Here is a 26,092-nt window from a genome sequence, read left to right on the forward strand (position 1 = left end):
ATGCCCACGGTCCCCACCGTCACCCTCAACAACGGCGTCACGATTCCCCAGCTCGGCTTCGGCGTCTTCCAGGTCCCCGACGACGAGACCGCCGCCGCCGTATCCAGCGCCCTGGAGGCGGGCTACCGCTCCATCGACACGGCCGCCGTGTACGGGAACGAGGCGGGCGTGGGCCGCGCGCTCGCCGAATCGGGCATCCCCCGCGAGGAACTGTTCGTGACGACGAAACTCTGGAACGCCGACCAGGGGTACGACTCCACCCTCGCCGCCTTCGACGCGAGCCTGGCCCGGCTCGGCCTCGACCAGGTGGACCTCTACCTCATCCACTGGCCCACACCCGCGCGCGACCTCTACGCCGACACCTGGCGCGCGCTGGAGAAGCTGCTGGCGGACGGCCGCATCCGGGCCGCGGGCGTGTCCAACTTCCAGCCCGCCCACCTGCGCCGGCTGCGGGAGGAGAGCTCCCTGATCCCGGCCGTCAACCAGATCGAGCTGCACCCCGGGCTCCAGCAGAGCGAGCTGCGCGCCGTGCACGCGGAGAGCGGCATCGCCACCGAGGCGTGGAGCCCCTTGGCACAGGGCGCACTGCTGGACGAGGAGGTACTGACCTCCCTCGCCGAGCGCCACGGCAGGACGCCTGCCCAGATCGTCCTGCGCTGGCACCTCCAGCTCGGCAACGTCGTGATCCCGAAGTCGGTCACGCCCGCACGCATCCGCCAGAACATCGACGTCTTCGACTTCGAGCTCTCGCAGGCCGACATGGACGCGATCGCCGGCCTGGACCGCGGCATGCGCACCGGCCCGGACCCCGACACCCTGAACTGAGCTCCACCGGCAGCTTCCCGGCGGCCGGCGGGCACAGCCGCAACCCCCGGGACCCCCGGCCGCCGACCGGCACATCCGTGCCGGTCGGCGGCCTTCCTCATGCCCCGTCACGCCCCTGGCGGAAGCCCTTCCGGCGCGTCCCGGACCTCCGAAGCCCGGCGGTAACTGCTGCCGTCCCGGGGCCGTTCCAGCAGGCCCGCGACCACGAGATGGCGCCGCAGGGCCGAACAGTCCTCGTGAACGGTGAGCAGCGCGTCGTTGACCTCGCGCTCGGTGTAGACGCGGTCGCGCTCGAAGAGTGTGCGCGCGAGGTGCTGGAGCAGCTGCTCACGCCGGGCGGGCTTGCGGGGGATCGCCGTCAGGCGCCCGTGCGAGAAGAGGGCGGCCACCTGGTGCGCCTCGCGGGGGTCGGTGTCGGACATCCGGGCAGCGTCGCAGGCCGGAGGGCGGCCGGGCAACGCATTTTCCCTCCGCGGACAGCATCTTGACCTTCGGGCCGACCGTCGTACGGTGTGACCATTCATCACTCGTTCGGCTGAAGGCGGTCCCGCATGGCCCTGTTCGATCTCCCCCTGGAAGAACTGCGCACCTATCGCAGCCGATCGGTGGAGCCCGAGGACTTCGACGCGTTCTGGTCGAACACGCTCACGGAGGCGAGAACGCACGATCTCGACGCCCGCTTCGAGCGGTGCGCCGACACGGGGCTCGCCACGGTCGACGTGTACGACGTGACGTTCACCGGCTTCGGTGGCCACCCCGTCAAGGGCTGGTTCGTCATACCGGCGGGGACGACGGAACCGCTGCCGGTGGTCGTGGAGTTCATCGGATACAACGGCGGGCGGAGCCTGCCGCACGCCCATCTGCTCTGGGCCTCGGCGGGCATGGCCCACTTCGTGATGGACACCCGCGGCCAGGGCAGCGGCTGGGCTCCCGGCGACACCGCGGACCCCGTCGGATCGGCCCCCTCGCTGGCAGGCTTCATGACCCGGGGAGTCGAGGACCCGGCGACGTACTACTACCGCCGCGTGATCACCGACGCGGTACGCGCCGTGGAGGCGGCGCGCTCGCACCCTCTCGCCGACGCCTCCCGCACGGCGGTGGTCGGCGCGAGCCAGGGCGGCGGTCTCGCCCTCGCGGCGGGCGGGCTGGTGCCGGACCTGGTGGCCGTCGCGCCGGACGTGCCGTTCCTCTGCGACTTCCCCCGGGCGACCCGCTTGACCGACCGGAAGCCCTACCGCGAGATCGGCGACTACCTGAAGACGCACCGGGGCCGGGCCGAGCAGGTCCACAGGACGCTCTCCTACTTCGACGGTGTCCACTTCGCCGCACGCTGCCGGGCCCCCGCGCTGTTCTCCGTCGCCCTGGAGGACCTGACCTGCCCGCCGTCGACCGTGTTCGCCGCGTTCAACGCCTACGGGCACGCCGAAAAGGAGATCGAGGTCTACGACTTCAACGACCACGAGGGCGGCGGCCCGTTCCAGCAGGCGGCGCAGCTGGCCAGGCTGCCGCGCCTGCTCAAGGCCTGACGGACGCACACGGCCGGCACCCCTTGACCGACCTCCCGCACGGAGCCTAGGTTTCCGGGAGAGAAAGCGCTTGCTGTCCGGCGGGTGCCCGTATTTCGCATCAAGGGGTGTTTGTCACGGCCAGCCATCCTTCGCACCGGGACCCGCTACGGGTCGCGATCGTCGGCACGGGCGCGATCGCGCGGGTCAGTCATCTGCCCGCGCTGACCGCGCTCGCCGCCGGCCGGCCGCTGGAGATCGTCGCGGCGGTCGACGTCGACGCCGACTCGGTCGAGGCCTTCTGCGCCGAGGGGGGCATCGCCCACCCGTACACCGACCTCGACCGGATGCTCGCCGAGCAGCGCCCCGGCCTGGTCACTCTCGCCACCCCGCCCCGGTTCCACCGCGACCAGACCGTGGCCGCACTGCGCGCCGGGGCGTGGGTGTGGTGCGAGAAGCCACCCTGCCCGTCGCTGGCGGACTTCGACGCGATCGAGGCGGCGGAGGGCCCGGAGGGCGAGGGCCCGTTCGCGGCGATCGTCTTCCAGCAGCGCTTCGGCTCGGGCCCCCAGCACGTCCGGGACCTGCTCGCCCGGCAGGCCTTGGGCCGCCCGCTGGTGGCTCACTGCCAGACCACGTGGTACCGGGACGAGGCGTACTACTCGGCGCCCTGGCGCGGCAGGTGGAGCAGCGAGGGCGGCGGGCCCGCGATGGGGCACGGCATCCACCAGATGGACCTGCTGCTCGATCTGCTGGGGCCGTGGTCGGAGATCCGCGCGATGGCGGGCCGGCTGGTGCACGACGTGGAGACCGAGGACGTCTCCACCGCGCTCGTCCGCTTCGAGAGCGGCGCGATGGCCACGGTGGTGAACAGCGTGCTCAGCCCGGACGAGGTGAGCCGGATCCGCATCGACTGCGAACGCGCGACCGTCGAGCTCACCCATCTGTACGGGCACCGCAACGCCGACTGGCGGATCACTCCGGCCCCCGGCGTCCCGTCCGACCAGGCGGAAGCCTGGCAGGACTTCGGGACGGACGTACCCAGTTCGCACCAGGCCCAGCTGACGGGTCTGCTGGAGGACATGCGGGCCGGCCGCAGGCCCCGCAGCAGCGGCGCGGACGGCCGCAAGTCCCTCGAACTGGTCACCGCGCTCTACAAGGCGGCCTTCACCGGGGCCACCGTCCGGGCCGGAGACATCGGCCCCGGTGACCCGTACTACCGCGCGCTGCACGGCGGCGCCACCGGGTGGGCGCCGCAACCGCTGGAGCACGGGGCGGAGGTGACGGCGTGACGAAGGTCCTGGGCCTCGACCACCGGCACGGTGACCACCTGGTGGTGACCGCGCCGGGCAGCGGGGTGGAACTGCTGCGTTACGTCTACCGCGCCGAGGACCCCTGGGAGGCGCCGAAGCCCTACATCCACCCGCTGCGCACCCTGTCGGGGCGGGTGGTGACCGGCTACCGCCCGAACGATCACCGCTGGCACAAGGGCCTGCAGATGACCGCTTCGCATCTGTCGGGCGCGAACCTGTGGGGCGGCAACAGCTATGTGCACGGTGAGGGCTATCTCGCGCTGCCGGAGCGTGTGGGCTCCATGGCGCACGCCGGCTTCGACGAGGTGTCGGTGGCCGATGACTCGGTGCGCTTCACCGAGCGGCTGACCTGGCATCCGCACGACGGCGGGCTCTGGGCCGACGAGGCTCGCCGCGTCGAGGTCCATGACGTCGACCCGCTGACCGGCAGCTGGGCCCTGACCTGGTCATCGGCGATCACCAACCGGCGCGAGGAACCGCTGCGCTTCGGCAGCCCCACGACGCACGGCCGGCCGGGCGCGGGCTACACCGGCCTGTTCTGGCGGGGGCCGCGCGCCTTCAGGGACGGGCGGATCATCGCACCGGACGACGAAGGGCCCGGCATGATGGGTCGGCAGGCTCCGTGGCTCGCGTACAGCGGCGAGCACGACGAATGCGACGGCCACGCGACACTCGTCTTCGTGCACGCCCCCGAGAACGACCACACCGGGGCGGGTGGAGAGCACCCGGCGCACTGGTTCGTGCGCAACACCCCGTTCGCGGCCGTCGCCCCCTCGTTCGCCTTCCACGAGGAACTGGTGCTGGAACCGGGCGTGACCCTGACCCGGCGCTACCGGGTCCTGGTCGCGGACGGGGCCTGGGACCGCGACCGGATCGCCTCGGCGGTCGACGGGCTTCGCTGGTAGCGGCCCGGTCGGGCACCCGCGGGCCACCCCCGCAGGGCACCTCCGCGGGTGCCCGCCCTGCGCCCGACGGACCGGACCCCGGACAGACCCCGCACCACCGGACGGATCGACCGGCCGTCACGCGGGTTCCGCGACGGCCGGTCGGTCCGTGCGGGACCGGGCGCACGCGCGCTGCCCGGTCCGCCCCGTCGTGTCAGTCCTGCGGGGCCGGGGAGAGGACGAAGACCGGGATCTCCCGGTCCGTCTTCGTCTGGTAGTCCGCGTAGTCGGGGAACGCCTCGACGGCGCGCCCCCACCACAGGGCCTTCTCCTCCCCTGTGACCTCACGGGCGACCATGTCCTGGCGACGGGTGCCGTCGCGCAGCTCCACCCGGGGGTCGGCCCGTACGTTGTGGTACCAGACGGGATGCTTGGGAGCACCGCCGAGCGAGGCGACCACCGCATACTCCCCGTCGTGCTCGACCCTCATGAGCGGCGTCTTGCGGATCTTGCCGCTCCTGGCGCCGCGTGTCGTGAGGAGGATGACGGGCATGCCGCGCAGGGTCATCCCCTGTGTTCCGCCGGAACTCTCGATGAGCTCGACCTGCTCGCGGACCCACGTGGTCGGGCTCGGCTCGTACTCGCCCTCGATCGGCATGTCAGATGTCCTCTCGCCGGAATGCTGCGGTCGTGTGCATCATGGCTCCGACAACCGCGGGGAGCGTGCAAGGACACCGCCGCACGACTCGTCGCCGCGCACCATCTCACTTCCTGGACAGGCGTGAGACGCCTGAGCGGGAATCCACACACGGAAACCGAGCCGCTTTAGCCTCATACGTCCATTTATTTCCGATATATCCTCTTGCCCCGCTCCAGGGCTTCCCTGCCGCAGGCCGTACCGTGGGGGCCAGCGGAGTAAGCCAAGCCTTACCCCGCTGCACTCTGCCCGTGGTCGTCCGCCCTAAGGAACAACACTCCATGACACGCCCCGTCCGCGTCGCCATCGTCGGAGCCGGTCCCGCCGGAATCTACGCAGCGGACGCGCTTCTCAAGTCCGAGGCCGCCCAGGAGCCGGGCGTATCGATCGACCTGTTCGAGCGCATGCCCGCCCCCTTCGGTCTCATCCGGTACGGCGTCGCTCCGGACCACCCGCGGATCAAGGGCATCGTCAAGGCGCTCCACCAGGTCCTGGACAAGCCCCAGCTGCGACTGTTCGGCAACGTCGACTACCCGAACGACATCGGCCTGGACGACCTGCGGTCCTTCTACGACGCGGTGATCTTCTCCACCGGGGCCGACGCCGACCGCGCTCTGGACATACCCGGCATCGAGCTCGACGGTTCCTACGGCGCCGCAGACTTCGTCGCCTGGTACGACGGCCATCCCGAGGTTCCGCGCACGTGGCCGCTGGAGGCCGAGAAGGTCGCCGTGCTCGGCGTCGGGAACGTGGCGCTGGACGTCGCGCGCATCCTCGCCAAGACGGCGGACGAGCTGCTCCCGACCGAGATCCCCGCGAACGTCTACGACGGGCTCAAGGCGAACAAGGCGCTGGAGGTGCACGTCTTCGGACGTCGTGGGCCGGCCCAGGCGAAGTTCAGCCCCATGGAGCTGCGCGAGCTGGACCATTCGCCGAACATCGAGGTCATCGTCAACCCCGAGGACATCGACTACGACGAGGGCTCGATCGCCACCCGGCGGGAGAACAAGCAGGCCAACATGGTCGCCTCCACCCTGGAGAACTGGGCGATCCGTGACGTCGGCGACCGCCCCCACAAGCTCTTCCTCCACTTCTTCGAGTCCCCGGTGGAGGTCGTCGGTGACGACGGCCGCGTCGTCGCTCTGCGGACCGAGCGCACCGAGCTGGACGGCACGGGCAACGTCAAGGGCACGGGGCGCTTCACCGACTGGGACGTGCAGAGCGTCTACCGGGCGGTGGGCTACTACTCCGAGGAACTCCCCAAGCTGCCCTTCGACGTGGCCTCCGGCACCGTCCCGCACGCGGCGGGCCGTGTGCTGACCGGCGGCGAGCCGATGGCCTCCGTGTACGTCACCGGCTGGATCAAGCGCGGTCCGATCGGCCTGATCGGGCACACCAAGGGCGATGCCAACGAGACCGTGGCCTGCCTCCTCGAGGACCACGGCGCCGGCCGGCTCCCCGCCCCCGCGCAGCCCGAGCCCGACGCGGTCGTCGACTACCTGGAGCAGCGCGGCGTCCGTTACACGACCAAGGAGGGCTGGCACCGCCTGGACGCCCACGAGCAGGCCCTCGGCGCCGCTCAGGGCCGCGAGCGGATCAAGGTCGTCGAGCGCACGGCCATGCTGGACGCGTCCGGGGCCTGAGACCGGCCGGACGTCCGCGCCTCTGGAGCCCTCCGACGGGAGCGGCTCCCGGGGCGCGGTGCTGTCCGGGCCCCTTCCACGCGGGATGCGGAACGACCGGTGCCCGTGTCCGCCGGGCCGACACGCTGGGACCGGAGCCTGCGTGGAGGGGTCCGCTGTGACGCACGTGGCAATCGTCGGCGGTGGGATCGGCGGAATCGCCGCGGCCGTGTTCCTGGGGCGCCGGGGCCATGCGGTGACGGTGTTCGAACGTGACGTCCGGCAGCCCGGTGAGCACCTCGACGAGGACTTCTTCGACCGGCGCCGTCCCGGTGTGCCCCAGGCGGTCCAGCCGCACGCGCCCTGTCGGCCCCCGTACGCAACGTCCTGCGCCGCGGAGACCCCGGACGTCTACGCGGACCTGCTGAGGAGGGGTGCCGTCGAGCGCCATGAGCTCGACCGGCGGCACCGAGGAGGTCCGCCGCCGTCTCGCGCGCCGGCACGACGAACACCCGGACTTCGCACCGGAGTAGGACGGCCCGGGGCGGTAGGAGTGGGAGGCGGCGACGGCTCCCCCGCGCACCGGAGCAGGCGGAGCGCGTCCGGAGGCATGACCCGCCCTGCGGCCCGGTGCGGCGCTCCCCCGGTCGGTGTCCGTCGGCTCGCCCCGAGCCGGAGATCCGTGCCGCGGCATTCCCGTGGGCGTGTTCCCCGCTCCGGCGCCTCGCGCCGCGGGGGCGGAACGCGATGATCCCGAGGCCGTAGACTCGCCGAATGGCCAAGTACTTCGACGTGCACCCCGAGAACCCCCAGCGCCGCACCATCACCGGCGTGGCCGAGAGCATCCGGTCCGGCGCCCTCGTCGCCTATCCGACCGATTCCTGCTACGCCTTGGGATGCCAGCTGGGCAGCCGGGACGGCATCGACCGCATCCGGTCGATCCGGAACCTCGACGACCGCCACCACTTCACCCTGGTCTGCCAGAACTTCGCGCAGCTCGGCCAGTTCGTCCAGGTCGACAACGACGTCTTCCGCGCGATCAAGGCGGCGACACCCGGGAGTTACACCTTCATCCTCCCCGCCACCAAGGAGGTGCCACGGCAGTTGCTGCACCCCAAGAAGAAGACCGTCGGTGTCCGGATCCCGGACCACACCGTGACGCAGGCGCTGCTGGCCGAACTCGGCGAGCCGCTGCTGTCCAGCACCCTGCTCCTGCCGGACGAGGAGGAGCCGCTGACGCAGGGCTGGGAGATCAAGGAGCGCCTCGACCACGTGGTGGACATCGTGCTCGACTCCGGCGACTGCGGCACCGAGCCGACGACCGTCATCGATTTCTCCGGCGCGGAGGTCGAGGTCGTACGCCGTGGGGCGGGCGACGTGACGCGCTTCGAGTAGCCCTCGGCCACGCGGGAGCGGCCACCCGCAGCGGTCACTCCGCGCTTCCGGTGGGCCCGCTGAGATGCGCGCACCCCCTGGTGCCTGCTTCGGTGGAGGTGTCCGCTCCGTACAGCGCCAGGGAGTGATCATGAGCGAACAGGAAGACCTGAGGGGCCGCGCGCAGCAGATGCGCGACAAGGCGAAGGACCTCGAAGCGGCCGCCGACAAGGCGACCGACCCCGCCGAACGCAAGCGTCTGCACGAGAAGGCGCACCGGCTCGAAGCACAGAGCGAGCAGGCCAGCGGCATGGCGAGCGGGGACATCTACCCCATGGAGTGAGTCGGTCGACGGGCCGCGCCGTCCCAGCGACGGAGGAGGCATGTCCCCGCACTTGCCGGGTACGCGCGGACGTGTTACTACCGGACATGAGGCGACATGCGGTGGATACGCGGAGGGCGGGGCACGGGCTCCCCTCCCCCGCCCCGCTCTCCGCCCGCGCTCCGCGAAGGGGAACCAGTGACGTACATGAGATGGCAGGCGTTCCTGGAAGCCGTCCAGGAACGGGGCTCCTACCCCTCGGACCTGGAGGCGGAGAGGGCGTCGCGCGTGGTGCTGGCGCTGCTCGGCGCTCACCTGGTCGGCGAGGAACGCGCCGAACTCGCGGCCAGACTGCCGGAGACCTTCGCCCTGATCCTCCTGAACCCGCTGCAGGCGGCGGAACCGCTCAGCCCGGAGAGGTTCGTGCGCGCGGCAGCGGCCTGGATCGAGGGCGCGACCGAGCAGACCGCCGCATGGGACACGAGCGCCGTACTCAGCGTCGTCGCCGACGCCGCGGGCGAGGAACTGCTGGAGCGCGTGCTGTTGCAGCTGCCTCCGGGGTACGACCTGCTCTTCGGGCACCCGGGGAGCGTCTGACGCTCAGAGGTGTCCGGCGCCGAGTCCGGCGATCCGGGCGAGTCCGCGCAGGGAGTCCTCCAACGCATCCCGGTCGTGCGTACTCGTGGTGACCAGCACCTCGTCGGCGCCCGTGTCCTCGAGGACCAGTTCGAGTTCCGCCGCGACCGTGTCCTCGGTGCCCGCGACGTGGCCGCGCAGACCCTCCTCGAACAGCGCGCGCTCCTTCTCGGTCATGCCCAGAGCCTCGACACGCTCGGCCGGGGCCAGCGGGGGGAACGAGCCATGGGTGCGCGCGTACGCCATGGACCAGGCCTCGGGCACCAGCAGCCGTCTCGCCTCCCGCGCCGAACCGGCGACGGCGACGGTACCCGCGACGACCACGTAGGGCTCACGGGCCCATGAGGAGGGGCGGAAGGCGGCTCGGTACTCCTCGACCGCCCGCACCAGCCTGTCACGGCCGCGAAGGTCCCCGACGACGAGCGGCAGGCCGGCCGCCGCTGCGATCCTGGCTCCGCCGCAGGTCGCCAGGACGAACGGAGGGACGCTCAGCCCTTCGGCGGGGTGGGCGTGGACCTGCGGAAAGGCCTGCTGAGTGCCGTCCATCCAGCCGAGGAGCTCGGTGAGCTGCCCGGCGAAGTCGTCGGCGTCGTCCTTGCCCCGGCCGAGCGCCCTGCGGATCCCGTCGGTGAAGCCGACCGAGCGGCCCAGGCCCATGTCGACGCGGCCGGGGAAGAGCGAGGCCAGGACCCCGAACTGCTCGGCCACCACGAAGGGCTGGTGGTTCGGGAGCATGACCCCGCCGGTTCCCACCCGGATGGACGAGGTGGCGCTCGCGACGGCGGCGGCCAGCACCGTCGGCGCCGAGCCGGCCACGCCGGGCACGCTGTGGTGCTCCGACACCCAGAAGCGGTGATAGCCGAGCGCCTCCGCGGTGCGGGCGAGCGCGACGGTGTCCCGCAGGGCCTGCGGGCCGTCGCTCCCCTCGCGGGTGCGGGAGCGGTCGAGGAAGGAGAAGCGGGTCGATCCGATGAGTGGGCTCACGCAGTGTTCAACACCGCGTGCCCACCGGGATTCCCACGGCGGCCGCCCTCACCTGCGGACTGCCGCCCCGACGGCTTCGCCCGGAGCGTCCCGGAGCCCCAGGCGTAGGTGCTCCACGTGGTAGAGGGCCTGGTCCAGGAGTTCGGCGACGTGATGGTCGTACAGCGCGTACACGATCGAGCGCCCCTGGCGCTCACCCGCCACCAGTCCGAGATTCCGCAGCAGACGCAACTGGTGGGAGCAGGCGGACGGTTCCATCTCCACCGCCTCCGCGAGGTCACCCACCGCGCAGGGCCCCTCCTGGAGACGCGCCAGAATGCGCAGCCGGGAGGGGGTGGCCAGGGCCTGGAGGGTCTCGGCGACGCCTGCCGCTCCGACGGCGTCCAGACGCTCGCGGGTGGTGGCGTTGCTCTGCTCGTCGCGTCCGTGACCCATGGCGTCCATTCTACGGATGACACCTGAAAGACTGTTCACATATTCCTGTACGGTGACGGTGTAGCCGTTCCCGTAGCCCTCGGAGGGTCTCTCCGCCATGCCCGCTGCCGTCATCACCCGCCCGTCGCGCACCGCGAAAGCCGGTGCGGGCGCCGCCCCCCGGCGTCGCACACGCGTCCTCGCACTGTCGGAGGCCCGCTGGGCCGCAGCAGCCCTGGCCCTGTTCCTGCTCGCCCTGCCGCTGCAGCTCACCGGAGCTCCCGGCTGGGCGTGGGGCCCCCTGTACGCCCTCGTCTATGCCGCCGGGGGCTGGGAACCGGCCCTGTCGGGACTGCGGGAACTGCGGGAGAAGGTCCTGGACGTCGACCTGCTGATGATCGTGGCAGCGCTCGGCGCCGCCTCGATCGGGCAGGTGATGGACGGCGCGCTGCTGATCGTCATCTTCGCGACCTCGGGAGCACTGGAGGCGCTGGCCACCGCCCGCACCCAGGACGCGGTGCGGGGCCTCCTGGACCTCGCGCCGGCCACCGCCACCCGCGTCGTGGCGGGCGGCGAGGAGAGCGTCGCGACCGAGGACCTGATGGTCGGCGACGTCGTCCGCATCCGGCCGGGCGAGCGGGTCGGGGCCGACGGCAGGGTGCTCGACGGCGCGAGCGAGATCGATCAGGCCACCATCACCGGCGAGCCGCTGCCCGTGGCGAAGGAACCAGGTGACGAGGTGTTCGCCGGGACCCTGAACGGCACGGGGACCTTGCGGATCGCCGTCGAGAGGGACGCCTCCGACTCCGTGATCGCCCGGATCGTGGCGATGACGGAGGAGGCCTCCCGGACCAAGGCGCCCACCCAGCTCTTCATCGAGAAGGTCGAACAGCGCTACTCCCTGGGGATGGTGGCCGCCACCCTGGCCGTCTTCCTCGTCCCGCTGACCTTCGGGGAGGACGTGACCGGCAGCCTGCTGCGCGCGATGACCTTCATGATCGTCGCCTCCCCCTGCGCGGTGGTCCTGGCGACCATGCCGCCACTGCTCTCCGCCATGGCGAACGCCGGACGCCACGGGGTCCTCGTCAAGTCCGCCGTCGTCATGGAACGGCTCGGGCAGGCCGACCGGGTGGCGCTGGACAAGACCGGCACCCTGACGGAGGGCGCTCCACGGGTCACCGCCGTACGACCCCTGCCCGGCACCGGGACGACTGAGGACTCGCTGCTGGCGTCGGCAGCCGCTGCGGAGCACCCCAGCGAACACCCTCTGGCGCGGGCCGTCGTGAACGCCGCACAGGAACGCGGCGCGGAGCTCTCGACGGCCGAGGACTTCTCGTCGGCACCCGGCACCGGGGTCGTGGCCACGGTCGACGGCCACCGGATCGCGGTCGGCTCCCCCTCCCGCCTGCTGCGCGAGGTCCCGGCGTCCGCCGCGGCGCCGGCCGCCGCCGTCGTGGGCGAACTGGAGGACGACGGCTGCACCGCCGTGGTCGTCCTGCGGGACGAGGTACCGGTCGGGGTCCTGGGAATCGCCGACCGCATCCGGCGGGACGCCACGGAGACGGTCGCCTCACTGGCCCGTCTCACAGGGAGTTCCCCGATGCTGCTGACCGGCGACAATCCGCGTGCGGCCGGCCGGCTGGCGGCCGAGGCGGGCATCACCGACGTCCGCGCGGGGCTCCTCCCCCAGGACAAGGCCGACGCCGTGAGGGAGTGGGAGCAGGCCGGTCACAAGGTGCTCGTCCTGGGCGACGGCGTCAACGACGCGCCCGCACTGGCCGCCGCGCACACGGGGATCGCCATGGGGCGGGCCGGATCCGATCTCGCGCTGGAGACCGCGGACGCCGTCGTCATCCGCGACGAGCTGACCACGGTGCCCACGGTGGTGGCCCTGTCCCGGGCGGCCCGACGACTGGTCGTACAGAACCTGGTCATCGCCGGTGTGTTCATCTCCGCGCTGGTCGTCTGGGACCTCGTCGGCCATCTGCCGCTCCCCCTCGGCGTCCTGGGACACGAGGGTTCCACGGTCATCGTCGGCCTCAACGGTCTGCGTCTGCTGCGCGATTCCGCATGGCAGCGGGCGGCGCGGCAGGGTGGGGAGCCCGCACCGGCGGCCTCGCGGCCCACCGTCGCGGCCGCCTGACCCCCCGTCACCCGTGAGGCCGGGCGGCGCGCGTGGACATCGCGCGGCGGGCTCCCCGGCGCCGCGCGACCCGCCACCCTGACCCTCACCTATCGGGCGTTACATACGATATGCCGTTAAAGTTCCCTCGTATCTGCACCATATGAGGGGACCAGATGACCAGCTCCCGCACCGGGTCCGACGTCCCTGAAGGGCCCACCACCGCGGTCAAGATGTCACTGCTCACGCTGACCATGATGGTGGTCGGCTCCATGGTCGGCGCCGGGGTCTTCTCGCTGCCGTCCCGCTTCGCCCAGGAGACGGGCGTGGCCGGGGCGCTGATCGCCTGGGCGATCGCCGGTGCGGGCATGCTGATGCTCGCCTTCGTCTTCCAGACGCTCGCCGTACGCAGGCCCGATCTCGACGCGGGTGTCTACGCCTACGCCAAGGCCGGCTTCGGCGAGTACCTGGGGTTCTTCTCGGCGTTCGGCTACTGGGCGAGCGCCTGCGTGGGCAACGTGACGTACTGGGTGCTCATCACCTCGACGGTGGGAGCCGTCTGGCCGGCGCTCGGCGACGGCGACACCGTGCCGGCCGTCGTCGTGTCCACGCTCGGCCTGTGGGCCTTCTACCTGCTCATCCGCCGGGGCGTGAAGGAGGCGGCGGCCATCAACAGGGTGGTCACCGTGGCCAAGGTGGTCCCGATCATCGTCTTCGTCATCCTCGCCCTGTTCTTCTTCGACGCGAAGGTCTTCGCGGACAACTTCGGGGGCGCGGACTACGCCGGCTCCCTCTTCAACCAGGTGCGCGGCACCATGCTGGCCACCGTGTTCGTGTTCCTCGGGGTCGAGGGTGCCAGCGTCTACTCGCGGCACGCGAAGCGCCGGGAGGACATCGGGCGGGCCACCGTTCTCGGGTTCCTCAGCGTCTTCGCCGTCTTCGCGTCGGTCACCATCGTGTCCTACGGCATCATGCCGATGGGCGAGATCGCCGAACTCCGCCAGCCCTCCATGGCCGAGGTGCTGGAGGAGGCCGTCGGGGCCTGGGGCCAGGTCTTCGTCAGCGTCGGACTGATCGTGTCGGTGCTGGGGGCCTATCTGGCCTGGACGCTGATGGCCGCGGAAGTGCTCTTCGTCGCCGCGAAGGACGACGACATGCCGCGCTTCCTGCGCCGCTCCACCTCCGCCGACGTGCCCGTGTCGGCGCTGCTGATGACGACCTTGCTGTCCCAGGTCGTCCTCGTCATCACCTTCTTCTCGGACGACGCCTTCAACTTCGCCCTCGACCTCACCAGCGCCCTGTCCCTGATCCCGTTCCTGCTCGCCGCCGCGTTCGCCGTCAAGATCATGGTGCGCCCCGACGAACTGACGAAGGGCACGGGGCACGGACGCGACCTTGCCGTCAGCGTCGTGGCGACGCTCTACACCGCCTTCCTGCTCTTCGCGGCGGGGCTGAAGTTCGTCCTGGTCTCCTTCATCATCTACGCCCCCGCCACGATCCTCTTCGCGATGGCCCGCAGGGAGCAGGGACGGCGCGTCTTCTCCCCCGTCGAGCTGGTCATCTGCGCGATCTCGGTCGCGGGAGCGGTGCTCGGCCTGATCGCCCTGGCCGCGGGATGGATCAGCCTCTGACGGTTCCGGTCCCGCGGCCCTCTCCCCGACCGAAAGGCAGCCCTCATGACGAACACCTCCGCGACGGACGCGCCTGTCACGCACGGCGTCCACTCCGAGGTCGGCACGCTGCGCAAGGTTCTCGTCTGCGCACCCGGTCTCGCCCACCGGCGGCTCACCCCGGGCAATGCCGGTGATCTGCTCTTCGACGACGTGATGTGGGTGGACAACGCGCAGCGTGACCACGCCGACTTCGTGCGCAACCTCCAGCAGGCCGGTGTCGAGGTGGTGGAGCTGCACGACGTGCTGGCGCGCACGGTGACGGATCCCGCCGCCAGGTCGTGGCTGCTCGACCGCAAGATCACCGCCAACGAGGTCGGCCTCGGCCTCATCGAGCCGACCCGCGCCTACCTCGAATCGCTGCGACCGCGTGAGCTCGCGGAATATCTGATCGGAGGTCTGGCCACCGCCGACCTGCCCGAGGAGTACCGCTCCGGCTACCTCGCCCTGGCCCGCGAGTCGGCCGGCGTACGGGAGTACCTGATGCCGCCGCTGCCCAACACGCTCTACACCCGCGACACGACGTGCTGGCTCTACGGAGGGGTGACGCTCAACCCCCTGTACTGGCCCGCGCGCCACGACGAGACCCTCCTGATGAAGGCGGTCTACCGCTTTCACCCGGACTTCGCGGGGAGCACCGTCTGGTGGGGGGATCCCGAGCAGGAATGGGGCCAGGCCACCTTCGAGGGCGGTGACATCATGCCCGTCGGCAACGGGGTCGTCCTCATGGGGATGAGTGAGCGCACCTCCAGACAGGCCATCACGCAGGTCGCCGCATCGCTGTTCCGGCAGGGGGCCGCCGAGCACGTCGTGGTGGCGGCCATGCCGAAGCTGAGGTCGGCCATGCATCTCGACACCGTCTTCACCTTCGCCGACCGCGACATCGTGACCCTGTATCCGAAGATCATCGACGCCGTCCACACCTTCTCGCTCCGCCCCAGCGACAAGGCACCGGGAGTGGAGGTCGTCGACGAGGGCTCGACGCCCTTCACCGACGTGGTGGCCAGGAGTCTCGGCCTGCCGGCCCTGCGGATCGTCGAGACGGGCGGCGACGTGTACGCCTCCGAGCGCCAGCAGTGGGACAGCGGCAACAACGCCGTCGCTCTCGAGCCCGGGGTCGTGTTCACCTACGACCGCAACACCCAGACGAACGAGCTCTTGAGGGCCGCGGGCGTCGAGGTCATCACGATCGTGGGCGGGGAGCTCGGCCGCGGCCGGGGCGGCGGCCACTGCATGACCTGCCCGCTCGTGCGCGACCCGGTCGACTTCTAGGGCGTGGCCCTGGGCGCCGTCGCCGAGGAGGGCGGCCCGCCTCTCGGCGAGGACACCGGCCGGCCGGTCGCGGTCCACGTCCCGGCGCCCTTCCTGCCGGCGCCGGGCGACGGCGTGGAGCTGGGAGAACACCGTCACGGTCGGGCGAGCTCGGCACGCCGCGGGGGCGGGTCTCGTGGGGCCCCGCCCGGCCTGAGCCCCATCGCCGGGCCGGTCCTCGCGGGTGGGGAGACGGTGTCCGTCTCCCCACTGCCCTGCCGGTCTCCCGCTTCCGGGCTGCCCGACCGGCTCCGGCGGGCTGTTCATCGGCGCTCGGGTCGTCCCGGGCGCCGTGGGGCGAACCTCGCGCCGAGCGAGCCCGGGGTGCCCCGGCGCCACGGGCCGGCAGGACGCCAGGGCGACCCCCGTGGCCTCCTCGCCGAGCGGGGCGAGCGGTGGCCGTCGGCTCCCAGGGCTCAGCAGGTGCGGTACACGTGGCCCTTCGCGCCCGCCGGCAGCACGTCGAGGTCGCGCAGGACGAGCGAGATCCGGTCGCCCCAGGTGGCGCAGCTCTCCTCGAAGCTCACGTCCCCCTCACCCTCGTACTCGATCGCGAAGACGCGGCCGGCGTAGGCATCGGCGTACGCGTCGCACTCGTCGAACTGGGCGCACTCCTCGGTCACCGCGAAGTCGAAGCCGATCGCCCGGTGCCGTCCGAGCAGATCCGTGGTGTTCTTCTGACCGATCGCCAGGCCGTCCTCGTGGGCCCGCTCGGCCAGCGCCGTCGCGAACGCGGCGTTATGGTCCTGCGTCAGCTTGCCCTGTGACCGTTCGAAGGAGTCGAGGTTGTCCGGCTCGACCGCCTGGAAGCCGCTCTCCGCGCAACCGTCGATCCAGTCCCCGACGATCTCCGTGAGCTGGGTGCGCCTGGCCGCCGTCGAGGTGTCGAGGAGCGCTTCGTCCCAGCCCTCGTCGATGATCAGTTCGCCGTCGTCGTCCCGCAGCAGCAGGTCCGGATGCGTGTCCTGCCACCACTCCAGCGCTCCGGGCTGCGTCTGGAAGGCGTTGACGTAGCAGACGTTGTAGAGACCGGCTGCGGGTGCGTCCTCGCGGTCACGGGAGACGGCCCGCACCCCGTCCGGCGGCGCGTAGCCCTCACCGATCTGGTAGTCGAACGCCATGCCGGCGCTCGGCAGGAGCACACCCGCGGTCTGCGAGGGTGACTCGGATCCCCGGCTGCGGGTGGTCTCGTCGGCGACCGAGCATCCCGCCAGCATGGCCGCCCCGAGGACGGAGGCGAGCCCTGCGGCTGCCACGCGTTCGCGGCGACGGGGCGGGAAGAGGAGGCGGCCGGGCACGCGTGGCTCCAGGTGTCGGGGGCCCGGCCGGCAGGCCGGACCCGGAAGCGTCACGTCCATCCTCCGCCACCGCTCCCCGCACCGGCTCTTCGGGGCGGTGTTGCCCGGGATGGCGCACCGGACCGCCTCCGGGCGACGTGGCCGGCACGGCCCGACCTGCCGCGTGGGCGGTACCCGGAAGCCTCAGCCAGGACATGGTTCGGACTTCCGGATTCGGACATGCCGCCGCACGCAAGGATCGTCGAGAGTTCGGCACCCCTTCGATTCCCGCTCCGCCCTCGCTCGTCGTCAGACGGCTTCGGACGCCGGCGAAGCGACCTGGGCGACCTGGGCGAGCAGGTCCTCGCGCCCGATGGCGTCCGTGCGGGTCGACGGCACGGTGCACGCGTAGGCCCCTGCCACCGCGCCGTACAGGGCGGCGCGCCGGGGGTGTTCACCCCGCAGCCGGCCGAAGAGGAATCCGGAGGCGAAGGCGTCCCCGGCACCGTTGGAATCCACCACGGGCGCGTGCGGCGTGACGGCGGGCGTGTGCGTGAGCTCGCCGTCGTACAGCAGGTACGCCCCTTCGGCCCCCGCCGTGGCGACGACGATCCGCGCCCTGCCCCGTGCGGTGATGTCACGCATGGTGCGTTCCGGATCGGCCAGGGCCGCGCTGGACAGGAAGACGATGTCGGCCTGGAGGGCGAACGACTCGTGGTACGGGTTGGCGCCGTCCCAGTCGTGCAGATCCGTGGACAGGCTCACGCCGGCCTCCCGGAGAACGGGCAGCGCCGCCCCGCACGGCTGGGTGATGACCACGTGCGCGTGGCGGGCCGCGGAGGCGAGGGCGCGGACCGTCGGCTCGTCGAAACGGTCCGAGTCCCGTGCGCGGTCGGCGTCGTACAGGGACAGCCGGCGCCCGTCCGGCCCCACGAGGTTGACCGCGCGCTTGGTGCCGCCCGGTGCGGGCATCTCGGTGAGCGGAATGCCCCGGTCGCGGTGCAGGGCCCGGACCAGCTCGCCCTCGTGGTCGTCGCCCACCATGTCGAGGTGGTGGGTACGGAGCCCCAGGCAGTGCAGACCCACCGCGACGAAGTCACCGCTCTGGCCCGCGCGCGTTTCGATGCCGGGTCTGATCATGTAGCTGTCGGCGTAGGGCAGGGGCAGTTCGGGGACGTGGACGATGGTGTCCACACCCGCGCCGCCCAGAACGAGAACGTCGGTGCGCTGTTCCATGAAGGTGTTCGTGCCTCTCGATCCAGGATTACTCGGCATGTTCGGCGGCCTGACGGGCCTGGTACCTCACGACGCGCAGGCCGGATGTGGTCCGGCCTGCGCGTCGGCGGCGCCGGGCGCCGTGTCCGGCCGGGTCAGCCCACCTCGGCTCCGACGTGCAGGGCCAGTGCGGTGTGGGCCGGCAAGGCCGCTCGCGCCGTGCCGTCGGCGGCGACCGTGACGGTGGCCCCGTCGCAGCTGTCCGCAGGCGCCACGGCGACGTTGCAGTACGTACCGGCCGGCAAGGAGGTCGCGAACGTGTGATCCAGGGCCCCGGCACTGTTGTTGAGCGCCACGAAACCCTTGTCACCGCGGCCGAAGGCGATCGCCGCGCCGCCGTCGTCCCACCAGTGGGTCAGCTCGGCGGAGCCCACAGCGTTGCGGAAGCCGACCAGGCCGGTGATCGCCTGCTGGGCGTGTGTGCCCGTCCAGCCGTCCGCACCGCTCGGCGGACCGGCGTCCGGATCGGTCCACTCGTAGCCCGAGTACACGTTCGGCGATCCGTACGGGGAGGCGAGCATGAAGACATTGGCCAGGGTGTACGCGGCGCCGTCCTTGTACGTCAGCGTCGAGCCGTTGCGCTCGGTGTCCCAGTTGTCGACGAACGTGCGGGCGGAGGCACCGGCCAGCTTGCCGTCGGCGACGGACTTCAGCTGGGCCAGATCACCCCCCTGGAAGGCACTCTTGAGGTGGCCCCCGTAGCGGAACTCGTCCACGTCGCCGATGCCCGTGTACTCCTCCGGCTGCACCGCCTCCCCGGCGCCGTGGATGACCTCGGAGACCCAGAAGCCGGGGTCGCGCATCTTCCCCTTGACGGTGGCCACATCGGCGGCCGCCATGTGCTTGGCCGCGTCCACGCGGAAACCGTCCACCCCCATTCCGCGCAGGTCGTCGAGGTACGCGGCGATGGTGGAGCGGACCTCGTCCTTGCCGGTGTCGAGGTCGGCGAGTCCCACGAGTTCGCAGTTCTGGACGTCTTCCCGGTCCGCGTAGTCGGTGACGGCCGTGCGGCAGGTGTGGAAGTCGGAGTCCTGGAAGTACCCCGGATAGCCGTACTTCGTGTAGGCCGTGCCCCCGGTTCCTGTCCCGGACCCGGCGGCCATGTGATTGACGACGACGTCCGCGATGACCTTGACGCCTGCGGCATGGCAGGTCTCCACCATCCCGGCGAAGGCGTCACGGTCACCCAGGCGGCCGGCGATCCGGTAGCTGACGGGCTGGTAGGAGGTCCACCACTGGTCACCCTGAATGTGCTCGGTGGCCGGCGACACCTGGACGTGACCGAACCCCGCGGGTCCGAGCTGGTCGGTGCAGGCGGCGGCCACATCGGCGTACCGACGCTCGAACATGGTGACGGTGACGGTCTTCTCACCTGGCGGCGCCGCCTGGGACTGCCAGGGCGCGAGTGTGGCGGTACAGGCGACGGTCATGGCTCCGGCCAGCGTTCCGCCGAGCAGGCGGAAGCGGTGCTGCATGTGCGGCTCCTTCGACGACAGGGCACGGCTGTGCCCTCGAAGACAGCCACGCGCCAGGCTGCCGTGGGGGGAACGTCTGGGAGCCTGCCCCGCTCCTCGCGCCGCCGTCAAGGATTTCTGCAAGACCTTTCAATCACTTGCGCAAGCCCCTGCCGGCATCGGCGAGCCGCTTCGTCCACCCCGCAAGGCGGACCCGCACGCCCCGCGGTCGGTCCCGAGCACCCCCCTTCACGGCGAACCGGACGCGCCGTGGCGCCGAGCGGCACCAAGTGGCACCACGTGACGCCATTCGGTGCCATCACCCAACCCCACAGGCCCCTACCCACCCATGACACCACTGCCACCAGATCCATCACCCGCATATGTGCGCAGGTCAGAGACTTGCGACCAGGCTCGGCCGCGCCACTCCCCCCAGACGGCTTGCACATGACGCCATAGTGGTGCCACTATGGCGTCATGGACCTCACCCCGTACGTCGACACCCTTCGCCGAGAACTCGCGGTGGCCGCCGAGGCCGGCGGCCAGGAAGCTCGTGAGCTGGCAGAGAGGCTCACCGCCCCTCTGGAGTCGGCGACCCGGCTGACCCTGCTCAACGTGCTCTCGGCCGCGACGGACGAGATCACCCGTGAACTCGCCCCGGGCTCGGTCGACGTGCGGCTCCGCGGGCTCGACCCCGACTTCGTGGTGACGCCGCCGCCGACCGACGGCGCCGGTGCCACCGCGGAGCCGGGGCCCTTCGAATCACCGAGGGCCCCGGCTCCGTCCGACGGCGACGAGGGCGGCACCGCCCGCGTCAACCTGCGCCTTCCGGCCCACCTGAAGGCCCGCGCGGAGGAGGCGGCGAACCGCGAAGGCCTCTCGGTCAACGCGTGGCTGGTGCGGGCCGTGTCGGCGGCCGTCGACGGCGGCGGCGCTCGGCCGCACACGACGGAGAAGTCCCAGACCGTCGGTCAGAGCTTCACCGGCTGGGTGCGCTAGCCGCAGCCGGCACCCACTCCCTCACGTCACCCATCACACGTCCCACCAGCGGGGACGCCCTGAAGCCTCAAGAGGACGGGACAGCCATGCCTTCTTTCGACACTCCCGAGCCCATCTCGGCCACGACGCACGTGGACGCCGGTTCGATCCAGTTCACCGCGGGCGACCGCGTCGACACCGTGGTCGAGGTGCGCCCCCGTGACCCGAAGCGGGACCTGGACGTACGGGCGGCCGATCAGACCGAGGCCAGGTACGCGGGCGGCGTACTGACCATCAGGACGCCCAAGCCCAATCTGTTCGGCCGCACCGGCACCGTCGACGTCACGGTCGAGCTGCCTTCGGGCTCGAGCATCGACGTCACCGGAGCCTGGGTCCAGGTGCTCGGCGAGGGCCGGCTCGGTGAGGCCCGCGTGAAGACCTCCTCCGGCGACGTACGCCTGGACGCGACCGGACCGCTGCACCTGAAGGCGTCGCACGGCTCGATCACCGTGGACCGGGTCGAGGGAACGGCCGAGATCACCACCAGCTCCGGCAGCCTGCGCGTCGGACTGCTCGACGGATCGGCGGTCCTGAAGAACTCCCACGGCACCACCACCGTCGACGCCGCGACCGGCGAGCTCCGGGTGAACGGCGCCAACGGCGACATCGAGATCCGTCGGGCCGACGCCTCGGTCACCGCCGCCACGGCTCACGGCACCCTGCGGGTGGGTGAAGTGGTGCGCGGAACCGTCCAGTTGGAGACCTCGTACGGCGCCATCGAGGTCGGCGTCCGCGAAGGCACGGCCGCCTGGCTCGACGTGAGCTCGGGGGCCGGGCAGGTCCGCAACACCCTCACCGCCTCCGAGAGCCCGGAGCAGTCCGAGGACACCGTCAGGATTCGCGCGCGCACCCGGCACGGCAACATCGACATCCGCCGCGCCAAGGCCTGAGTTCCACCCGTCAAATCCGCCACTCCCCCCGCCACTTCAGCCCTCGCACAGGAGGCCTCCATGCCCAATTCTGTCATGCACACGACTATTGAGGGTGACGGTCAGCAGGTCCCCGCCGCCGTCTCCGCCGTCGGCCTGCGCAAGTCCTACGGCGACAGGGCCGTGCTCGACGGCATCGACCTGCGCATCCAGGCAGGGTCCGTCTTCGCTCTGCTCGGGCCCAACGGCGCGGGCAAGACCACCGTCGTGAAGATCCTGTCCACGCTCATCGGCGCCGACGGCGGCCAGGCGCAGGTGGCGGGTCACGACCTGGCGACGGACCCGCAGGTGGTGCGGGCGGCGATCGGGGTCACCGGCCAGTTCTCCGCGGTCGACGGGCTGATCACCGGCGAGGAGAACATGCTCCTCATGGCGGACCTGCACCATCTCTCCAAGACCGAGGGCCGCAGGGTCACCGCCGAGCTGCTGGAGCGCTTCGACCTCACCGACGCCGCGAAGAAGCCCGCCTCCACCTACTCCGGCGGCATGAAACGCCGCCTCGACATCGCCATGACCCTCGTCGGCAGCCCGAGGATCATCTTCCTCGACGAGCCGACCACCGGCCTCGACCCGCGCTCACGCCACACCATGTGGCAGATCATCCGCGAACTCGTCACCGGCGGCGTGACCGTCTTCCTCACCACGCAGTACCTGGAGGAGGCCGACGAACTCGCCGACCGCATCGCCGTCCTGAACAACGGCAGGATCGCCGCCGAAGGCACCGCCCGCGAACTCAAGCGCCTCATCCCCGGCGGCCACGTACGCCTGCGGTTCACCGACCCCACCACCTACCGCTCCGCCGCCACCACCCTCACCGACGCCACCCACGACGACGAAGCCCTCACACTCCAGATCCTCAGCGACGGCAGCCAGCGCGACCTGCGCGCCATCCTCGACCGCCTCGACACCTCCGGCATCGAGGCCGACGAACTCACCGTCCACACCCCCGACCTCGACGACGTCTTCTTCGCCCTCACCGGCTCCACCACCCTCCCCGCCCCGACCAAGGAGACCGCCCGATGAGCAACCTCTCCCTCGCCGTACGCGACTCCTCCACCATGCTGCGGCGCAACCTCCTGCACGCCCGCCGCTACCCCTCGCTCACCCTCAACCTCCTGCTCACGCCGATCATGATGCTGCTGCTCTTCGTCTACGTCTTCGGAGACGTGATGAGTGCGGGCATCGGGGGCGGGGAGGGCGGCAGAGCCCAGTACCTCGCGTACGTCGTCCCCGGCATCCTGCTGCTGACCATCGGCGGAACCACGGTCGGAAGCGCGGTGTCCGTCGCCACGGACATGACCGAGGGGATCATCGCCCGCTTCCGGACCATGGCGATCCACCGCGGGTCGGTGCTCGTCGGGCACGTCCTCGGCAGCGTGCTGCAGTGTGTGATGAGCGTGATCCTCGTGGGCGCCGTCGCGGTCGCCATCGGATTCCGGGCCACGGACGCCACCGCCGTGGAGTGGGTCCTCGCGGTCGGGCTGCTGGCCCTGGTCTCCCTCGCCCTCACCTGGATCGCCGTGGGTATGGGCCTGGGCAGCCCCAACGCCGAGGCCGCCAGCAACAGCGCGATGCCGCTGGTGCTCCTCCCGCTCCTCTCCAGCGCCTTCGTGCCGGTCGACGCGATGCCGGGCTGGTTCCGGCCGATCGCCGAGTACCAGCCCTTCACCCCGGCCATCGAGACGCTCCGGGGTCTGCTGCTCGGCAGCGAGATCGGCCACAACGGATGGCTCGCCGTCGCCTGGTGCCTGGCGCTGACCGCTCTCGGCTACGTGTGGTCCACGTCTCTGTTCGTTCGCGACCCGAAGTAGCGGCACACCGTCCGGGGGGGGATGCACCCGTGCCTCCACCGGATCGCCTCAGGGCGGCGTACGTCGGCACCATGTCGGCGTACGTCGCTTCGTCGTGGTTCCCGGCGAGACCTGCCGGGTCCGGGCAGGACCGGGAACCACGACGGGCGACGTACGCCTCAGGTCGTGAACGCACCGCCGCGCAGGAGCACGGTCCGGTGAGCACTTTGCCGGGACCGCGGTTCAGGCGGACGGGTGCGACAGGAGGCCTGCGGCCCTGCGGAGTTCCACGGCGTGCTGGGCCAGCGCGGACGCGGTGCCCCGGTCCGCCGGCATGGTGGCCATCAGCGCGAGCCGGTCGCGCCAGCTGTTGCCCGCCAGCGGGACGGCGACGGCGTTCATTCCCTCCACGGATTCACCCGCGCTCTCGGCACGCCCCAGCGTACGGATGCGCACCAGTTCGGCGAGCAGGGCCGCCCTGGAGACCAGGGTCCGGCCGGTGACACCGGGCAGCCGCTCCACCGGGTAGAGGGCGCAGACCTGTTCGCTGGTGAGCTGGGCGAGGAGCACCTTGCCTGCCGACGTGGCGTGAGCGGGGTGGGCGCGGCCGGTCTCCAGGACGGCACGGACCGGGTGGGACGACTCCCGGCCGTCCGTGATGATCACCTGGTCGCCGATCAGGGCGGCGGCGCTGATGGTCTCCCCGGTCGCGGTGGCCGCCGCGTCCAGGACCGCCTGGAGCCGGCCCCTGATGTCAGGGCCGTACCCCGCGGGGCGGCCCAGCGTGACCAACTCGGGTCCCGCCGAGTATCCACGGCCCGACGCGTCGCGGGTGGCGAAGCCGCGTGCCTCCAGGGTGCTGAGCACGCGATGGGCGGTGGACCGCGCGACCTCGAGTTCCCTGGCGGCGGCGGTGACGGACAGCGTGTCGTGGGTGAGGAAGAGGCGCATCAGCCGAAGCCCGGTGTCCAGCGACTCGATGATGTAGCTCTTGGCTTCGGCCACGGGGTCCGGTTCCTCTCAGTTGGCGCGCGGGTGCCGTGTCCATGTGCGGCGCCCGTACCCATGATCCCGGCCGGACCGGACGACTGACCAACCACGGTCCACGGCCCATGCGTTCCCGGCGACACAGCGCGAGACTCGCGGGACGCGAAGCGCAGGCTTTCCCTCCGGGCGGAATGGCCGTGACGCCATCCGTGCGACGGAGGGCACGCTCGCCCGGGCCACCCCGCGGCAACTCTCGCCGCGAGCCGCGTACGGAGGAGCGATGTCGACGTCCGGGGTGCGGGCCCGGACCGCGCGCACAGCACGGGCACAGGCGCCACCCACCTCCCGGACAGGGTGCGTTCCTAGCATCGCACCATGACCAGCAGCCGGCCCATGACCAGCAGCCACGAGGATCAGGCGCTCGCGCGTACCGCCGTGGACGCGCTCGTCGGCCAGATCGCCCTGCTCCCCAAGCCGGGACTGCCGGACCCCCGGGATCTCGGCGCCGGGGCGGGGCTACGGGACCACCGGACCCTGCGCTGGTCGGCCGCCGCCCTCGAACCCGGTCTCGCCGCGATGGCCTCGGCCGCGCGGCGAGCGGGCGCCCCCACGCCCCGGCTGCGTGCGGAGCTGGGCGCGATCGGGCGGTCCATCGAGCGCACGGTGGCCCGTGCGGGCGGCGGACACCGGGGCGCCCTGTGGGCCCTGGGGCACCTGGTCGCGGCGGCGGCACTGGAGCCCGACGCGCGAGCGGCTGACGTGGTCGCGCTGACGAGGAGCCTTGCGGCGCACCCCGACCGGGGTGCGCCGCGCAGGCCGTCCCGTGGGTCCTCGGTCTCGGTGACGTTCGGGGCGGCCGGGGCGCGGGGCGAGGCGAGAGCGGGGTTCCCCCACGTGCGCCGGGCACTCGTCGCGCTCGCCGGCGCCCGGGACGCGGGTGCCACCGAGCCCCAGGCCCGGCTGGACGCCCTGCTGACGGTGATGTCCACCCTCCAGGACACCGAACTCCTGTACACCGCCGGCCCTTTCGGCCTGCGACAGGTGCAGGCGGAGGCCCGGGGAGTGCTGGAGTCGGGGGGTACCGCGACGGACGCGGGGGCGGCGGCCCTCGTCGCTCTCGACTCCTCGCTCCACGCGCGTGGCTGGAGCCCTCGGGGCAGCGCGGGGCTGCTCGCGGGCGCCCTGTTCGCGGACGCGCTGCCTCTCCGTGCGCGCCGGACTCCTTGCGGTGGGTTCCGGTCCGTCCCGAGGTAGACCGCCGGGTCCGCAGCCCTCGGGGCCGCCGGCGCTGCCACGGAAGACCGGACGCGACAGCGGCGGCCGGTGCCACTCATCCAGCTGCTGATACCGGTCTTGACCGCCCGTCAGCCGACTGCTTGGATCCAGCGCATGAAGCGATGCCCGGATCTCACGCGACGACGACACGTCGATCTCGTGCGTACCGCGGGCGCGCTCTGTCTCCACGTCGGCTGACGGCGCGGACGGGCCTCGTCGTGCCCTCCACCTGACGGCCCGCCGGGCGTCCACGCCCCCGGGTCGGACCCGATCCAGGGTCGCCGTCGCCGTGCTCCGCCCCGGACGGTTCCCCGACCGCGGGGCACTCCCCACGCGCACCTCCACGCACGTGCCAGCCGATGTCCCCCGCACCACGGTGCGGTTGCCA

General features: G+C 71.8%; 26 protein-coding genes. 18 read left to right on the plus strand and 8 right to left on the minus strand.

The features are described from left to right. The gene (locus ACFY8O_RS13030) at nucleotides 1–825 is read left to right on the plus strand and encodes an aldo/keto reductase (RefSeq protein ID WP_387901332.1); all 825 of its coding nucleotides are present in this window, start codon (nucleotides 1–3) and stop codon (nucleotides 823–825) included. A gap of 107 nt (nucleotides 826–932) precedes the next feature. On the opposite strand, the gene ACFY8O_RS13035 is transcribed toward ACFY8O_RS13030, so the two are convergent. Then, complete coding sequence (locus tag ACFY8O_RS13035) at nucleotides 933–1,247, minus strand: DUF2087 domain-containing protein (protein WP_387901335.1); 315 nt, start codon at nucleotides 1,245–1,247, stop codon at nucleotides 933–935. 129 nt (nucleotides 1,248–1,376) lie between these two features. Here ACFY8O_RS13035 and ACFY8O_RS13040 point away from each other — a divergent pair, with 129 nt between their 5' ends. The 3 genes from ACFY8O_RS13040 (at nucleotide 1,377) to ACFY8O_RS13050 (ending at nucleotide 4,548) form a co-directional block, all read left to right on the plus strand. Further along, a complete protein-coding gene (locus tag ACFY8O_RS13040; protein WP_387901337.1) occupies nucleotides 1,377–2,351 on the plus strand; it encodes an acetylxylan esterase in 975 nt (324 codons plus the stop codon). A 107-nt stretch (nucleotides 2,352–2,458) separates the two neighbouring features. Continuing rightward, nucleotides 2,459–3,622: a Gfo/Idh/MocA family protein gene (locus tag ACFY8O_RS13045; RefSeq protein WP_387901340.1), complete on the plus strand. Its 1,164-nt coding sequence runs from the start codon at nucleotides 2,459–2,461 to the stop codon at nucleotides 3,620–3,622. Further along, entirely contained in the window at nucleotides 3,619–4,548 is a 930-nt protein-coding gene (locus ACFY8O_RS13050; RefSeq protein WP_387901342.1) for a DUF6807 domain-containing protein, read from the plus strand. Before ACFY8O_RS13045 ends, ACFY8O_RS13050 begins: the two co-directional genes overlap by 4 nt. A 193-nt stretch (nucleotides 4,549–4,741) precedes the next feature. Here the strand turns inward: ACFY8O_RS13050 and ACFY8O_RS13055 are convergent, their stop codons facing one another. Further along, nucleotides 4,742–5,185 carry a nitroreductase family deazaflavin-dependent oxidoreductase gene (locus ACFY8O_RS13055; RefSeq protein ID WP_387901344.1) on the minus strand — a complete coding sequence of 148 codons (444 nt, stop codon included), beginning with the start codon at nucleotides 5,183–5,185 and terminating at the stop codon, nucleotides 4,742–4,744. 320 nt (nucleotides 5,186–5,505) lie between these two features. Between ACFY8O_RS13055 and ACFY8O_RS13060 the strand changes: the two genes are divergently transcribed. From ACFY8O_RS13060 to ACFY8O_RS13080, 5 genes are all read left to right on the plus strand, one after another. Beyond that, complete coding sequence (locus ACFY8O_RS13060) at nucleotides 5,506–6,867, plus strand: FAD-dependent oxidoreductase (protein ID WP_145805042.1); 1,362 nt, start codon at nucleotides 5,506–5,508, stop codon at nucleotides 6,865–6,867. 85 nt (nucleotides 6,868–6,952) lie between these two features. Next, the gene (locus ACFY8O_RS13065; RefSeq protein WP_387901348.1) at nucleotides 6,953–7,597 is read left to right on the plus strand and encodes an NAD(P)-binding protein; all 645 of its coding nucleotides are present in this window, start codon (nucleotides 6,953–6,955) and stop codon (nucleotides 7,595–7,597) included. Between the two features lie 23 nt (nucleotides 7,598–7,620). Next, nucleotides 7,621–8,241, plus strand: a complete 621-nt coding sequence (locus ACFY8O_RS13070; RefSeq protein WP_145805044.1) for an L-threonylcarbamoyladenylate synthase — start codon at nucleotides 7,621–7,623, stop codon at nucleotides 8,239–8,241. 130 nt (nucleotides 8,242–8,371) lie between these two features. Further along, entirely contained in the window at nucleotides 8,372–8,563 is a 192-nt protein-coding gene (locus tag ACFY8O_RS13075) for a DUF6381 family protein (RefSeq protein ID WP_145805046.1), read from the plus strand. Between the two features lie 186 nt (nucleotides 8,564–8,749). Further along, nucleotides 8,750–9,139 carry a DUF2267 domain-containing protein gene (locus ACFY8O_RS13080; RefSeq protein ID WP_145806067.1) on the plus strand — a complete coding sequence of 130 codons (390 nt, stop codon included), beginning with the start codon at nucleotides 8,750–8,752 and terminating at the stop codon, nucleotides 9,137–9,139. Between the two features lie 3 nt (nucleotides 9,140–9,142). On the opposite strand, the gene ACFY8O_RS13085 is transcribed toward ACFY8O_RS13080, so the two are convergent. Further along, the gene (locus ACFY8O_RS13085; RefSeq protein ID WP_387901352.1) at nucleotides 9,143–10,162 is read right to left on the minus strand and encodes an MsnO8 family LLM class oxidoreductase; all 1,020 of its coding nucleotides are present in this window, start codon (nucleotides 10,160–10,162) and stop codon (nucleotides 9,143–9,145) included. 48 nt (nucleotides 10,163–10,210) lie between these two features. Further along, the gene (locus tag ACFY8O_RS13090; RefSeq protein ID WP_387901354.1) at nucleotides 10,211–10,597 is read right to left on the minus strand and encodes an ArsR/SmtB family transcription factor; all 387 of its coding nucleotides are present in this window, start codon (nucleotides 10,595–10,597) and stop codon (nucleotides 10,211–10,213) included. Nucleotides 10,598–10,694: 97 nt separating this feature from the next. On the opposite strand from ACFY8O_RS13090, the gene ACFY8O_RS13095 reads away from it, so the two are divergent. The 3 genes from ACFY8O_RS13095 to ACFY8O_RS13105 all read left to right on the plus strand — a co-directional run bounded on the left by ACFY8O_RS13095 (nucleotide 10,695) and on the right by ACFY8O_RS13105 (nucleotide 15,640). After that, entirely contained in the window at nucleotides 10,695–12,719 is a 2,025-nt protein-coding gene (locus ACFY8O_RS13095; protein WP_387901357.1) for a heavy metal translocating P-type ATPase, read from the plus strand. Between the two features lie 155 nt (nucleotides 12,720–12,874). After that, nucleotides 12,875–14,329: a basic amino acid/polyamine antiporter gene (locus tag ACFY8O_RS13100; protein WP_387901359.1), complete on the plus strand. Its 1,455-nt coding sequence runs from the start codon at nucleotides 12,875–12,877 to the stop codon at nucleotides 14,327–14,329. Between the two features lie 45 nt (nucleotides 14,330–14,374). After that, nucleotides 14,375–15,640 (plus strand): arginine deiminase, encoded by a 1,266-nt coding sequence (locus ACFY8O_RS13105; RefSeq protein ID WP_145805056.1) that lies wholly within the window; start codon nucleotides 14,375–14,377, stop codon nucleotides 15,638–15,640. Between the two features lie 455 nt (nucleotides 15,641–16,095). Here ACFY8O_RS13105 and ACFY8O_RS13110 read toward each other — a convergent pair whose 3' ends face one another. The 3 genes from ACFY8O_RS13110 to ACFY8O_RS13120 all read right to left on the minus strand — a co-directional run bounded on the left by ACFY8O_RS13110 (nucleotide 16,096) and on the right by ACFY8O_RS13120 (nucleotide 19,706). After that, nucleotides 16,096–16,977 carry an endo alpha-1,4 polygalactosaminidase gene (locus ACFY8O_RS13110; RefSeq protein ID WP_387901362.1) on the minus strand — a complete coding sequence of 294 codons (882 nt, stop codon included), beginning with the start codon at nucleotides 16,975–16,977 and terminating at the stop codon, nucleotides 16,096–16,098. 288 nt (nucleotides 16,978–17,265) lie between these two features. Then, nucleotides 17,266–18,192 carry an adenosine kinase gene (locus ACFY8O_RS13115; RefSeq protein ID WP_387901365.1) on the minus strand — a complete coding sequence of 309 codons (927 nt, stop codon included), beginning with the start codon at nucleotides 18,190–18,192 and terminating at the stop codon, nucleotides 17,266–17,268. Nucleotides 18,193–18,326: 134 nt separating this feature from the next. Further along, nucleotides 18,327–19,706, minus strand: coding sequence for an alpha-amylase (locus ACFY8O_RS13120; protein ID WP_387901368.1), 1,380 nt, complete (start codon nucleotides 19,704–19,706; stop codon nucleotides 18,327–18,329). A 456-nt stretch (nucleotides 19,707–20,162) separates the two neighbouring features. Between ACFY8O_RS13120 and ACFY8O_RS13125 the strand changes: the two genes are divergently transcribed. The 4 genes from ACFY8O_RS13125 to ACFY8O_RS13140 all read left to right on the plus strand — a co-directional run bounded on the left by ACFY8O_RS13125 (nucleotide 20,163) and on the right by ACFY8O_RS13140 (nucleotide 23,463). Then, a complete protein-coding gene (locus ACFY8O_RS13125) occupies nucleotides 20,163–20,684 on the plus strand; it encodes a hypothetical protein (RefSeq protein WP_387901371.1) in 522 nt (173 codons plus the stop codon). 86 nt (nucleotides 20,685–20,770) lie between these two features. Continuing rightward, a complete protein-coding gene (locus ACFY8O_RS13130; protein ID WP_387901374.1) occupies nucleotides 20,771–21,613 on the plus strand; it encodes a DUF4097 family beta strand repeat-containing protein in 843 nt (280 codons plus the stop codon). A gap of 60 nt (nucleotides 21,614–21,673) precedes the next feature. After that, nucleotides 21,674–22,675 carry an ATP-binding cassette domain-containing protein gene (locus tag ACFY8O_RS13135; RefSeq protein ID WP_387901377.1) on the plus strand — a complete coding sequence of 334 codons (1,002 nt, stop codon included), beginning with the start codon at nucleotides 21,674–21,676 and terminating at the stop codon, nucleotides 22,673–22,675. After that, a complete protein-coding gene (locus ACFY8O_RS13140) occupies nucleotides 22,672–23,463 on the plus strand; it encodes an ABC transporter permease (RefSeq protein WP_145805066.1) in 792 nt (263 codons plus the stop codon). The genes ACFY8O_RS13135 and ACFY8O_RS13140 overlap by 4 nt, the downstream gene beginning before the upstream one ends. 222 nt (nucleotides 23,464–23,685) lie before the next feature. Here the strand turns inward: ACFY8O_RS13140 and ACFY8O_RS13145 are convergent, their stop codons facing one another. Then, nucleotides 23,686–24,447, minus strand: a complete 762-nt coding sequence (locus ACFY8O_RS13145; protein ID WP_387901379.1) for an IclR family transcriptional regulator — start codon at nucleotides 24,445–24,447, stop codon at nucleotides 23,686–23,688. Nucleotides 24,448–24,804: 357 nt separating this feature from the next. On the opposite strand from ACFY8O_RS13145, the gene ACFY8O_RS13150 reads away from it, so the two are divergent. Both ACFY8O_RS13150 and ACFY8O_RS13155 read left to right on the plus strand, forming a co-directional pair. Continuing rightward, nucleotides 24,805–25,683 carry a triphosphoribosyl-dephospho-CoA synthase gene (locus ACFY8O_RS13150; protein ID WP_387901381.1) on the plus strand — a complete coding sequence of 293 codons (879 nt, stop codon included), beginning with the start codon at nucleotides 24,805–24,807 and terminating at the stop codon, nucleotides 25,681–25,683. Nucleotides 25,684–25,818: 135 nt separating this feature from the next. Further along, complete coding sequence (locus ACFY8O_RS13155) at nucleotides 25,819–25,902, plus strand: putative leader peptide (RefSeq protein ID WP_387902533.1); 84 nt, start codon at nucleotides 25,819–25,821, stop codon at nucleotides 25,900–25,902. Nucleotides 25,903–26,092 lie beyond the last annotated feature (190 nt).

Source organism: Streptomyces argenteolus (assembly GCF_042902585.1).
GTDB lineage: Bacteria > Actinomycetota > Actinomycetes > Streptomycetales > Streptomycetaceae > Streptomyces > Streptomyces argenteolus.